Annotated in this window: 8 protein-coding genes; 5 read left to right on the top strand and 3 right to left on the bottom strand. The window is 52.2% G+C overall.

Annotation, left to right across the window (positions count from 1 at the left end):
- Nucleotides 1–37: 37 nt before the first annotated feature.
- Nucleotides 38–1,141 (top strand): sensor histidine kinase, encoded by a 1,104-nt coding sequence (locus HPS36_RS15470; protein WP_137717170.1) that lies wholly within the window; start codon nt 38–40, stop codon nt 1,139–1,141.
- Between the two features lie 61 nt (nt 1,142–1,202).
- Here the strand turns inward: HPS36_RS15470 and HPS36_RS15465 are convergent, their stop codons facing one another.
- The 3 genes from HPS36_RS15465 to tnpA all read right to left on the bottom strand — a co-directional run bounded on the left by HPS36_RS15465 (nt 1,203) and on the right by tnpA (nt 6,484).
- Complete coding sequence (locus HPS36_RS15465) at nt 1,203–3,614, bottom strand: PAS domain-containing protein (protein WP_173230884.1); 2,412 nt, start codon at nt 3,612–3,614, stop codon at nt 1,203–1,205.
- A 119-nt stretch (nt 3,615–3,733) separates the two neighbouring features.
- The gene (locus tag HPS36_RS15460; protein ID WP_173230883.1) at nt 3,734–5,923 is read right to left on the bottom strand and encodes a HAMP domain-containing methyl-accepting chemotaxis protein; all 2,190 of its coding nucleotides are present in this window, start codon (nt 5,921–5,923) and stop codon (nt 3,734–3,736) included.
- A 162-nt stretch (nt 5,924–6,085) separates the two neighbouring features.
- Nucleotides 6,086–6,484: an IS200/IS605 family transposase gene (gene tnpA / locus HPS36_RS15455; RefSeq protein ID WP_137717173.1), complete on the bottom strand. Its 399-nt coding sequence runs from the start codon at nt 6,482–6,484 to the stop codon at nt 6,086–6,088.
- Between the two features lie 53 nt (nt 6,485–6,537).
- Here tnpA and HPS36_RS15450 point away from each other — a divergent pair, with 53 nt between their 5' ends.
- The 4 genes from HPS36_RS15450 (at nt 6,538) to HPS36_RS15435 (ending at nt 12,278) form a co-directional block, all read left to right on the top strand.
- A complete protein-coding gene (locus HPS36_RS15450; RefSeq protein WP_137695126.1) occupies nt 6,538–6,693 on the top strand; it encodes a DUF2080 family transposase-associated protein in 156 nt (51 codons plus the stop codon).
- Nucleotides 6,690–7,985: an RNA-guided endonuclease TnpB family protein gene (locus HPS36_RS15445; RefSeq protein ID WP_173230882.1), complete on the top strand. Its 1,296-nt coding sequence runs from the start codon at nt 6,690–6,692 to the stop codon at nt 7,983–7,985. Before HPS36_RS15450 ends, HPS36_RS15445 begins: the two co-directional genes overlap by 4 nt.
- A gap of 120 nt (nt 7,986–8,105) precedes the next feature.
- Nucleotides 8,106–11,525 (top strand): PAS domain S-box protein, encoded by a 3,420-nt coding sequence (locus tag HPS36_RS15440; RefSeq protein WP_173230881.1) that lies wholly within the window; start codon nt 8,106–8,108, stop codon nt 11,523–11,525.
- A gap of 198 nt (nt 11,526–11,723) precedes the next feature.
- On the top strand, nt 11,724–12,278 hold the full coding sequence (locus HPS36_RS15435; protein WP_158294300.1) for a sensor histidine kinase: 555 nt from the start codon (nt 11,724–11,726) through the stop codon (nt 12,276–12,278).
- Nucleotides 12,279–12,332 lie beyond the last annotated feature (54 nt).

The raw sequence follows: 12,332 nt of genomic DNA, 5'->3' as shown, positions 1-12,332 counted from the left end.
CAAGTAATTTTACCGGCTGTGCTCCCATTTGTTTGATATGACCAACTCGCCTGGCGAGACGATTGAGGCTCTACATGACGTTGCGACCAGACTTCAATCTCAGGATACGACTGAGAGTGTCTGTGATTTAACGGTTAGTGCCGCATCAGATATTCTGGATTTTAATCTTTGTACTATCTTGATTCGCGATGGCGAGTGGCTCGTTCCGCGCGGCACATCAAAAGATGCTCCAGCAGACGGAAGTCGTCAGATGCGTCTTGACCAAGGATTAGCAGGCAAAACATATCAGACCGGAGAGTCGCAGCTTGTTAACACAATAGAACCGGATGACAATACGGACCCCGCGAAGCCGGACTATCGGTCAGGCATAAGTGTTCCAATCGACGACCACGGTGTTTTTCAGGCGGTTAGTACGACTGAGTCTGCGTTTACCGTAGACGATATTGAGTTAGCTGAGCTACTTGTGAGTCACTCAAAAACAGCTCTTGATCGCATCGAAAGAGAGCAAGAACTGAAACAGCAAATTGAACGTCTAGATCGGTTTGCCTCAGTAGTCAGCCACGACCTCCGCAACCCACTGAATATCGCTCAAGGATACCTCGAAACCGTTCGTGAGAAGGAAGATAGTGAGCCTCTTCGAAAGGTCGCCGCTGCTCATGAACGAATGGACCACTTGATTGACGACATGTTAACTTTTGCACGAATCGGAACAGAGGCGCTCAATCTGGAGACTGTAGAGTTAGCACAACTCACTGAAGAAAGTTGGTCGAGTGTTGATCAACAGAACGCCACGTTATCTATTGACACAGAGCAATATATCAGCGCAGATCGGACGCGTCTTCGTCAGTTGTTGGAGAATATTTTGTCAAACGCAGTGATGTATGGTGGGTCAGATGTTTTTGTGAGGGTCGGGGAACTTGAAGATGGCTTCTATATTGAAGATGATGGCCCCGGTATTCCAGCTACAGATCGCACGGCTGTATTTGAGGCGGGATACTCTCCGGGTACGGAAGGTACTGGATTTGGATTAAGTATTGTTAAGCAGGTTACTGAAGCACATGGGTGGGACATTCGTATTACCGAAGGAAGTGACAACGGTACACGATTCGAGATTACTAAGATTGACATTATTTCTCAGTGACACCCCCGCACAGGGTGATACAGCAAGGGACACGTATCGAGAGAGCCTCTAAGATATTGTCTTAACGTACGAGATTGAGATCGTTAGAAGATCGGAACACCATTCTCACCGTCGTTCCCCGTGGCTCATTATCGTTAAATTGGAGTACTCCACCAGCCTGTTCAACAATCGCTTTCACGAGCCATAGTCCAAGACCAGACCCATGAAGAACAGGCTGAATCGTTTCTTCACCAGTCCGTATATCGCGCTCCTCATCCGGAATACCCGGCCCGCTGTCACTCACTTCGAGATACGATGCATCACTATCTGACCAGACCCGAATCGAAACTGACGCTTGGTCACGGTCTGAATGGATAACCGCGTTTTCGATAAGTTCTTCGACCGCTGTTTCGATCGTTCCGTTTGGAACGCTGACTGGCTCATTCGACGTTTCCAGCGTAATGTCTGCCTCAGGGAATTCTGTTTGAGTGTTTGATACTGCGTATTCGGCTGACTGTGTAAGATCGGTTGACTCAGCCGTTCGCGACTTCGAGAGAACTTTTGTGACCTGCCGTATTTTCCCAGCCATATCAATCAACTTCTGACTGTGCTCCGAGACTGTTTCAGCGGTGTTCACAACTTCGGGGTCAGTTGTCTGTTGTTCAATCAGCTCTGCGCTCCCCTTCACAACGTTCATCGTATTCTTTATGTTATGACGGAGCACCCGGTCAAGAACCTGAAGCTGCTGCTCACGTTGTCTAACCTCGCTAAGATCATGAACCGACCCCACTACACCGGTAACCGCTCCATCGTCGTCCCACAACGGCGAAAGAACAGCCCGAACGAAGCGCTGTCGTTCACCCGTATTGGCCTCAGTTTCGAGTTCCAAAACAACTGATTCTCCATCCAGCGCTTGTTTTATTGCGGGCTCAATCTTCTCAGCAGTACTTTTTTCAACGATCGAATCAATTTGTGTCCCCCGCACTCGGCCCGAATCAAGTCCATAAAACTGCCGAAAGTCCTCGTTAGCGAATATAAGTCGCTCTGATGAGTCAATACAGAAAATCCACGTAGGCGACGCCTCGACTGCCGATTTGTATTGTCGGAGCCGCTCCCGTTTCTCTTTGTCTTCTGTGATATCCCGGTGAACACCGGCGAATTCGCTGATTGTACCCTCTGTGTCGGTAATAGGAGCAAACGTTTCTTTTGTCCAGAATTCCGGTCGATCATCGTGGTTGTCACAGCGCTCGATGGTCACTGATTCACCTTCTTCGACGGCTCTCTGGACCGTTGCGGCCATTTCCGAATCTTTGCCATCACAGAACAGCGCTGTGAGGTCAGACCGATCCTCCAGATCGTTCTGCGCTAGTTCGTCGAACCGATCGTTTGCGTACACGAGCGGGTCGTCTTCCTGATGTAAATCGAATATTGTGATTCCAATCGGTGCTTTATCCATCACTCTGGATTTGCGATGGAGTTCGCGGCGTGTCCGCTCGGATGCCGTCACTTCAGTATACACGTATGCTCGGTGCGCGCCCACCCGCTCGCTCGGTAACCCCGTCTCAACCACCCGGTAATACCGAGTTTCACCGTCAGCTTCCCACTCGAAGATCGGATCGTCTCGAACCGTACACTCGTACAGTCTCGGCGCAGTGTCAGCGAAACTCGTTTCACCGGCCCCGCGGAGCTCATCGAATGTCTCAGCGGCGGTGGGGCTTATGTGTCTGATTTCTCCATCGGCGTCAACGATAACCGTTGCTTCGTTGAGATGTGTAAGCACCTGTTTTCGCCAGAACCGTGGAATCGGGCGAAACGTCTCATTCAAAAACACGAAGCTTCCCAACGCGAAAACGGCCATTCCAAGAGGAGCATAGCTCGTCTCGACAAACTGCGCCGGGACGCGCCCCAGTCCGATAGCGACGTCCACTACTGCTGGGACGGCTGTGAGGACTACAACGATCCCGAGCCGCCAGTCTTTGATGCGAGAGGTGGTCACGGCTTCGATCAGCCAGATCGTTGCAACCCCGACCGACAGGTATGCCGCCCCGGAGATCAACCAATAGGTAACACCGGGATTAAACGCAAGGTGCGCGAACGGTTCGGTTGAGACATAGGTAGTGAAGTAGAGATTATACGTGGGGTTAGTGAGTTTGATAGCGATAGCGACGAGGTACAGCCCAACCGCAAGACGCCGCAGTGCGGGGCGCCGGTGGTATTCGTGACCTGCGTACGCCGACGCAAAGTATAGCCACGCGCCAATACTAGCAAGTCCAACAATTAACCCGATGATTCGTAACCATATGGCTGCTGAAACCCAACTGATCGCGAACTGTATCGCAGTTGTCGCTGTCCACCCACCAGCCAGAACGAACACTGACACAAGTCCAAGGCGTGTATCACGCTCGGCGATATCGGTTGCTCGCCAAGCCCCATAACCCGAAATGAGCGTCGCGAAAGCGAAAACCGCGATATACGCCGCCCGTGCTACCTCCATACATATCTCATTTTATCTATTATAAAATGTGTTATGGTGGTCGCAAGATTCTTTTGTGTCATTACTATTGGAATTCTACGACTCAAAATATCTCCCAACAGTAGGGGAGAGGAGTCAAATCAGTTACTTCCCTCAGACGACACATTGCCTCCATCCGCGGCCATCTGAGACTGTGTGTTTGCCTGAACTGTCGTTTCTTGTTGTGTTTCGAACCCAGTCACCTGATCGTTGAGATCATCAGCCAGCGTCGAGAGTTCTTGAATCGTTTCGGTCGTTTCCGCGAGTGACGACGTCTGCTCCTCGGTCGCCGCCGAAACGTTGCTCGCCTCCGCGGCGGTCTGTTCACTCACACTTGCCACCTCATCTACCACCGAGACGACCTCCTCTGTCGAGGCGGCCTGGTCATCCGTCGCGTCACTAATTTCTCGGATGCCGCTCTCAGACTCCTGTACTGCGTCCGCGATCTCATCAAACATCTCAATTGTACTCTCGATCGTTTCCGACCCGCGCTCAACGCGCTCGCTCATCTCCTCCATTCCCGCAACTGTTTCCGTTGTACTTTCTTGCGCAGTCTCAATCCGCTCTTCTACAGCAGTCGTCGCTTTTCCTGCTTCCTCTGCGAGCGATTTGACTTCAGAGGCTACAACACCGAACCCCTCTCCAGCTTCTCCAGCACGCGCTGCCTCTATCGACGCGTTCAGGGCCAGAATGTTTGTTTTCTCCGCGATTCCGGAGATCATCTCTACAATCTCTCCAATCTCGTCCATATCCTCTTCGAGAGCCTCGACTTGTGCGGCCGCCTCGTCGGCTTGTTCCTCTATCGACTCAATTTCTTCAGTCGCCTCCGATGCGTACTCACGCCCTTCATTCCCCTGTTCAACTGCCGTCCCCGCAGTTGCAGCCACTTGATCTGCCGAAGACGCAATCTCTTCGACCGTAGCGGACATGTCGTTCATCTCGTTAGCGAATTCTTGCAGATTTTCACTCTGCGTGTCTGCTCCGTGTGAGATCTCCTCGACCGACCCGGCAACCTCTTCACTTGCTTCCTTGACTTCTTCCGTGTTTTGCGCAACAACATCACTTGAAGTGGCGACGTTCTCAACAATTTCTTTAACACTACCAACACTATCACTAAGGCGGTCTATTCCATTTTCTAAGTTAGACAGCACGTCGCCGTACGCTCCTGGGTAGTCGGTATCGATGTCTTGCGCGAGTTGACCCTGCTCTAACCGGTCGCTCGCAGTCGATATTTGCTCGAAACTGTTCGACAGCTGGGTCGTCCCCACCGCGAGATCATCAAGCACGGCACCGTACTGCCCGGGGCGGTTTGTGTTGACGTCGTCATCGAGCACACCCTGCTGAAGATCGCTACTAACGCTCTGAATTTGCTCGAAACTTGCCGCGAGCTCGCCGGCACCCGTTTCAAGATTAGTTATTGTCTCACCGTACGTTCCGGGGTATTGGGATTTAAACTCCCAGTTGAGGTCCCCCTGTTTGAGCCCTTCACTTGCGGTTCCAATCTGGGAAAACACCCCCTCAAGGTTTTCCTGCATCTTGGTGTACGCCTCGACCATCCGCCCGATTTCATCATTCTCGACGTGCTGATCTACCTCCTTATCGAGTTCTCCGTTACTGATCGCGGTGAGCCCGTTCGATAGCTGCTTGATTGGTGGTGTGATGCGCCCGGCGACGAACAGGCCGATCATAATCGCCACGATGAACGCTCCGATGGTCAGCCCAAGAACTTCCAACTGTGCGGTTTGTGTGGTACTGTCGGCTGCAACAACCGATGCTTCTTTGTCTTCGATAGCTGCCTGCTCGAGCGTCTGCGCGGAGTCCTTGGTATCTGTGACGATTGCGTCTAACTCATCACTCTTGACCTGTGCTTGCTCCATATCACCGGCTTCTAAGGCTGTAAACAGTTCCTGAGCGATCGTCGAGTACTGTTCGTGTTGCCCCTGTAATTCTTCGAACTCTGCTTGTTCTGCTTCGCTCAGCTCTTGCTGTTGTAGCTTGGCGGAGTATTCGTCGAATCTCCGACCTGCTGCTTCAAATTTTGACTGCTCTCCTTCTTCGCCGAGGAGTGCGGCGTGTACAGCGACTTGTTGCTCTTCGATGGCTACGAGCATGTTTAGCGAAGCATCGATTTTGTCGCCGTCTTCAGAGATGACGTGTGCCTCTTCATCGACGTTTCCAACGGCTTGGTATCCAATTGCGCCGGTGACGCCCACCAGTAGCGCCACTAAGACGAATGCGATGATGAGTTTCGGCCGAAGGTCCAACCGGTCGATCGCAATCTTATTCAGCATATCTGAGATTGTATGTCTGTTTGATAAGTAGTTACGTACCTAGATATTGTCTGTGATATTCAAGAAGGGTAGTTTCCCAAGAAAATTGGGGCAATGAAATGTGTGTCTACAGATAAGCAAGGCGAGTGCCTCGGGGCTTGACCCCGAGGGTGAAGCCGACACTTAGATGTGTTCTGTTAGTTCGATGTACCGTTCAATCGTCTCTGTTGAGACGGTTCCCGCAGTCCCAATGTAGTACGACCGCTCCCAGAACCTACCGCCCCACAAATACTCCTCCAAGAACGACTCGTGCTGTTCCCACATCTTTCGGGCCGTGACGCTTTTGACCGTCCGAACAATCTCGCTCGGTGCGTGCTTTGGGTGAGCAGAGAGGAACAGATGCACGTGGTCTGGTGAGATGTGGAGCGACAGTATCTCGTAGTCGTACTCGTCGCACACGCCCCGGAGACTCGTCTCCAACGAGTCCTCAATCGGTTCGAGTATCGAGTGACGGTACTTCGGACACCACACGAAGTGGTAGTTGACGTTATACATCGTGTGGTTCGACCGCTTCTCACCCATACCGAACCCACTCCACCAACACAGTTAAGTATATCCAAAGGATATACTCAGGTATGGTGAATCGCTTTGAAATCGACGGCGAGGAAGTTCTCGACGGTGAGGTCAAACCGTTCGGGAATAGTGCCCACGTCACCGTCCCCAAACGCTGGCGTGGTGCGGACGTGAAGGTTGTCCGGACCTCAGAACCTATCGAACAAGACGAAGAATGAACAACCCGCAGGGCCTCGTCAAGACGCTGGATTTCCAACTCGACATCCAGAGCGACAACGAGGGCCTGCTGTACGACGCCACACTCGAAGCCCGTCGGGTGTACAACGAGACCATCCGATTCGCTAAGGATGGTGTGGACTGGAACTCGATTTCCCCACGCCTCGAAGACGACGCCGACCTCGTGAAGAACACGACTCAACGAATCGTGGCCAAGGCACTCGGGGCGATGGAGAACTACTACGAGTACGACGACTTCGGGAAACCCAGTCACACCAAGGACGGCACCTACCCGCTCCGAGCGAACTACGAGGAGGGGTACAACCTGTCACTCACCGACGACGGCGACGTGGCGTTCCGCATCAGCGCGGCACCCTACAAGCACGTCAAGGGCGTCCTCGAAGGAAGTGACGCCCACCTTGACCTCCTCAAGACTGCGCTCACTGGTGACGAGTGGAAGGTCTCAACGTCGGAGACGCTGTGGCGTGACGGTGAGCCAGAACTTCACGTTAACATCCGCAACACCAAGCAGACCGTTCGAGACAAGCAGGACTCACGGACGGTTGTCGGCGTGGACGTGAATGAGGACAACGTGGCTCTCACCGCACTCTCAACGGATGGTGTCGAAGATACGTTGGTCATCGACTTCCCCGAAATCAAGTTCGAGCGCCATCGGTACTTCACGATGCGGAAGCGCGTCCAGAACGCGGGGAAAGACAGTATGCACGATACGCTGGAAGGGCGTGAGGAACGGTTCGTCCGCGACCGACTCCACAAGGTGTCTCGGCACATCGTGGAGTGGAGCCAACAGTTCGAGAGGTCGTGCATCGTCTTTGAAGACCTCAAAGAGATGCGCGACAGTATCGACTACGGCACGCGGATGAACCGACGCTTGCACCATCTCCCGTTCCGCGCCCTACAGTTCTATACGTCGTACAAGGCGTCATTCGAGGGCATCCCGACTGGTTGGATTAATCCCGAGTACACGAGCCAACGGTGTCCGATGTGCGGGCATACGGAGCGAGCGAACCGCAACAAAAAGCGATTCAAGTGCAAGGACTGTGAGCATCAAGACCACAGCGACCGTGGTGCAAGCGTCAACATCGCCGTGAAAGGTATCGAGAAGCATCAGGACTGGAATGTGCCTGCTCTCAACAGCCTTCCCCAAGTTCGGAAGGTGCGACGGCAGGCATCGGGGGCCGTGGACGCCCCGACCGCAACCCACTCGTCCGTTCGAGACGACCGTGACCCATCTCGGGGTATGGCGTCGAGGACGGTGGGAGTGTCAGACTAACCTGCGGGAAGACAGAAGCCTCGGGGCTTGACCCCGAGGCGGTTCACTTCTGTAGAAAGTGTAGTTCTCATATCACAAATCATCCAACAGGTTAATGTGCTCCTATTTCGATAACTATATATGAATATTACCGACCAATCAAGCAGCGAGGTTAATTCGTTAGCCTTCGCTGAAACTATTGGCGGCGCGAGATCGAGTGAAATAGTTGTTGATAACCTACTGTTGCTAGCTCAGTCATTTCTTTCTAACTCGGCGGTTGCTTTCTACAGAAATGGTACTGAATCAGATTTAGCTACAGAACTTAGCCCACAAAAAACTACAGATAACTTTGGAAATGTTAGGGAAGAAACCGTGTCAGTATCAGTTGTACGCTCTGTTATTGAGAGAGGTCAATCACAGCGGCGTACTGACTTGGAAACAAAGAGCCTCAGTGAAAGTAAGGAATGTGCCCCAGCAGACGTCTTTCTACCTGTAGGTAAGCATGGCGTATTACGAGTTGAAATGTTGAATGAAGACCATGTCCCCAGCGGTGATCTTTCGCGACTGACTCAGGCTACATCTGCGGCTACAGCAGCACTTGACCGACTGATCCAAAATAACGGAGCAGATGAGGACGAACAACAGCGTACAGTCGAATTTGATGCGGACTCACTCGATCAAGTCTATCAGCCTAAAACAACTACAGATAGTCACGAGACAATCGTCACCCAACTACTCTCACTTGGTCAGGATTACGTTGGACTCGACACTGGAATTCTTACGAAAGTAGAAAACTCAACAATCGAGATTGAGTACACGGTTGGTTCGACGACCGAGCGCGAAAAAGAGACGACATACGATATTTCGGATCAGCTGTGTGAAGCCACACTCAATCAAGACCTTCTCGAATCCATATCGTTCGCCGACGCGTCTGTGGAGGATTACGGAACGCATCCAGCGTCTGAGAACAGCGTCGCGTATATCGGCGTTCCAGTCTTTGTTGATAGTGAACTATACGGAACGATCAACTTTACGAGTAGCGAGCCGCGGTCAGAGGCGTTTGACCGCGACGAACACGAGTTTATCAACCTTCTCGCACAGCGGATTGGAATTGAAATCGAACACCAGAACCAACTTTTAGATGTCGAACGGTACGAGACTATTCTTCAAGCAGTTGATGACCCAGTATATGCGCTCGATGCTAATGGAAAATTCACATTCGTCAACGATGCCGCAGAGCGAGAGTTCGGGTACGGAGAGGACGTGATCGGTGCAGACCCATCAGTCGGGATGGATGAGAACGACATCGCTCATATCCAATCGCAGATTGATGATCTAATTACGACCGATCAGCGGTCAAAACGATCGGAATTCGAACTTAAATCGCGTAACGGCGAGCGTAAGATTGTCGAAAACCGTATCGGATTAATTGGCAAAAATGAATTCCGAGGGACAGCTGGTGTCCTTCGAGACGTCACCAGTAGAAAAGAACGAGAGCGGCAGTTGGCCTCGTTTCAAAGGGCAATTGAGCAAGGTGCTGATGGCGTCGCTATTCTGGACGACGAGGAGTACGTCTATGTTGATGACACTCATGTCGAGATGTACGGATTCGACAACAAAGACCAGTTAATTGGGTCAACGTGGCACACGCTGTACGACGATTCTGAGATTTCTCGGCTCGAAGCAGAAGCCCTCCCAGCAGTTGAGTCCGACGGTCACTGGCGCGGACAGGTCACAGGTCAACGTCCGGACGGAACGACTTTCCCGACTGAGATCTCCCTAACTCTGATCGATGATGGTCGGATTGTGTGTACTGCTCGCGACGAGACCGAGCAACGACGTCAACAGCGTGAGCTCAAACTCTTCCAGCAGGCTATTGAACAAGCGGCTGATGGCGTCGCAGTTCTTAAAGATGACAAATACACGTACATCGACAAGACACATATTGAGATGTACGGCTTCGAGAGTAAGGAGGAGTTGCTTGGAGACTCTTGGCGCAGACTGTACGATGACGCTGAGATCGAACGGTTCGAAACCGAGGTCTTCCCAGCTCTCGAAGCTGACGGCCACTGGCGTGGGCCGGTCACGGGTACCCAGCCTGATGGAACGACGTTCCCTGCTGAACTCTCTCTGACAATCATCGACGATGGTCGCCTCGTCTGTACTGTCCGGGACGAAACGGACCGCAAAGAACGCGAGCGTGAACTGGAACTGAAAGAGCGGGCGATGGACGAAGCCACTGTTGCCATCCAGATCGCTGACGCAACAAAAGACGACAATCCGTTAGTGTACGTTAATGACGGGTTCGAACAAATAACTGGATACGAGCCAGAGGAGGTAATCGGCCAAAATCCACGGTTTCTCCAGGGTGACGACACCGACCCAGAAAGTAGACAGAGGCTACGCGAAGCGATTAGCCGAGAAGAACCGGTCTCACTTGACATTCAAAACTATCGAAAAGACGGGACACCGTACTGGAGTCAGCTCTCGATCACACCCGTTACAGACAAACACGGTACTGTCGAGAACTACATCGGTATCCAGCAGGATATTACTGAACGCAGAGAGCGCGAACAGAAATTGCTTGCAGAGCGCGAGCGATTCCGGTTATTGATTGAAAGCGTTGACGAGTATGCTTTCCTCGCCATCAATGAAGACGGGCAGATCCAGACGTGGAACGAGAGCGCCAAACAGCTGTTCGGATACACTGATGAATCGGCACTTGGGATGGACGTCGCTACACTCCACCCGCCTGCTGATCGAAAGTCAAAGATCCCAGAGAGACTGCTTCAGCAGGCCAAAGTCGCTGGGAAGAGCTCTCACGAAGGATGGCGAGTGACAGCTGATGGGGACCAGTTCTATGCTGATACACGGTACGTCCGGCTCGAGAACGACGAGGGGACGTCTCATGGGTACGCGCAGATTGTCCGGGACATGACTGAGCGACGCCAGCAGCGGCGTCGTACTGAGCGGTTCGTTGAAGAGTCTGAGGACGTGATCGCAATCGTCGGGACAGACGGGACGTTTAGCTACGTTAGCGGCTCAGCACAAGCAGTTCTTGCGTATGATCCAAATGAGATGGTCGGTGAGAATATCTTCGATTACGTCTATGAAACTGAACGCGAGCAGTTGATGCAGACGTTTTTCGCTACTGTCGAAAGCACGGATGCTGACCAGCAGGCAGAATGTCGCTTCAAATCGGGTAACGACGACTGGCTCAATATTGAGTTACTGTGCCGGAATATGTTGGACGACGACGCTATCGACGGAATGCTGCTGTACCTCCGAGACGTTACCGACAGTAAACAGCGTGCACGCCGATTTGAGAGTATCTTCAATCAGACGTTCCAGTTTGCGGGGTTGTTGGAACCTGACGGAACGGTTATCGAGGTGAACGACAGTGAAATAATACCCGCTAGCGATCAAAGTGACGGAATAGCTGGAGATCTATTCCACGAAACGCCCTTCTGGGTGCACTCAGAGACAGTACAAAATAAAGTACAGGATGCGATCACTCAAGCCCGAAAGGGTGAGACCGTTCGATTCAAAACGGAGATGTAAGACGCGTCCGGTCTCGCGACGGTTGACCTCTCGATAAAACCGGTCATAACGGGTGAAGGAGATATTTCTGTGCTTGTCGCAGAGGGTCGCGACATTACCGACCAACAGCACCGACGCCAGCATATTGATGTCATCCACCGGGTGATGCGGCACAACATGCGAAATGACCTATCAAAACTTCGTGGCTGGGCACAGCAAATGAGTGAGGAGCCAGAGCCGAGCACGCGTGCCGAACACCTCGCAACGCTCGAACGGATATTTGACAAGTGGGAGTCAATGACTGATCGTGTAAAACAGATACGCCAAGCATCTCGACAATCAAACAAAGTAGCTGGTGTTAATCCCGGGTCACTAATTGAGGACGCTGTGGCTCCAATCAACGAACAGTACCCCACCGCGACTATTTCAACTGACATATCAGTTGACGCGTCAACACAAGTGCCGGCGATACTGCTTGACGCTGTCCGAGAACTTGTGGAGAACGCAGCTAAGGCTGATACTGACGCTACGATTAATGTTGAGGTCACCCCGGCTGAAAACGAGTGGGTTGAACTCCGTGTCTGCGACGACGGACCCGGTCTCCCAGAAATCGAGGCTCATGCCCTCGAGACTGGGAACGAAACCGACCTTGATCATGGGCAGGGCCTTGGACTGTGGATGGTTCGGATGATCACCACACAGATAGGCGGAGATATCTCGGTTGAACTGAATGAGAAGGGAACGGAAATCAACCTCCACATTCCTACTAAATGACGAAAAAGTATTACATGTACAAATTCTAGAGTGAGCAACAAGCAATATCCGGGT

The organism is Halorubrum salinarum, assembly GCF_013267195.1.
Classification (GTDB): Archaea; Halobacteriota; Halobacteria; order Halobacteriales; family Haloferacaceae; genus Halorubrum; species Halorubrum salinarum.
The sequence above is the reverse complement of the archived record's forward strand: the minus strand, read 5'-3'. Positions and strand labels throughout refer to the sequence as shown.

Coding starts and splice junctions, on each gene's coding strand:
- tnpA (WP_137717173.1), bottom strand. CDS start 6,484: ATGGGTGAGAAGCGGTCGAACCACACGATGTATAACGTCAACTACCAC.
- HPS36_RS15465 (WP_173230884.1), bottom strand. CDS start 3,614: ATGGAGGTAGCACGGGCGGCGTATATCGCGGTTTTCGCTTTCGCGACG.
- HPS36_RS15470 (WP_137717170.1), top strand. CDS start 38: ATGACCAACTCGCCTGGCGAGACGATTGAGGCTCTACATGACGTTGCG.
- HPS36_RS15460 (WP_173230883.1), bottom strand. CDS start 5,923: ATGCTGAATAAGATTGCGATCGACCGGTTGGACCTTCGGCCGAAACTC.
- HPS36_RS15435 (WP_158294300.1), top strand. CDS start 11,724: ATGAGTGAGGAGCCAGAGCCGAGCACGCGTGCCGAACACCTCGCAACG.
- HPS36_RS15440 (WP_173230881.1), top strand. CDS start 8,106: ATGAATATTACCGACCAATCAAGCAGCGAGGTTAATTCGTTAGCCTTC.
- HPS36_RS15445 (WP_173230882.1), top strand. CDS start 6,690: ATGAACAACCCGCAGGGCCTCGTCAAGACGCTGGATTTCCAACTCGAC.
- HPS36_RS15450 (WP_137695126.1), top strand. CDS start 6,538: ATGGTGAATCGCTTTGAAATCGACGGCGAGGAAGTTCTCGACGGTGAG.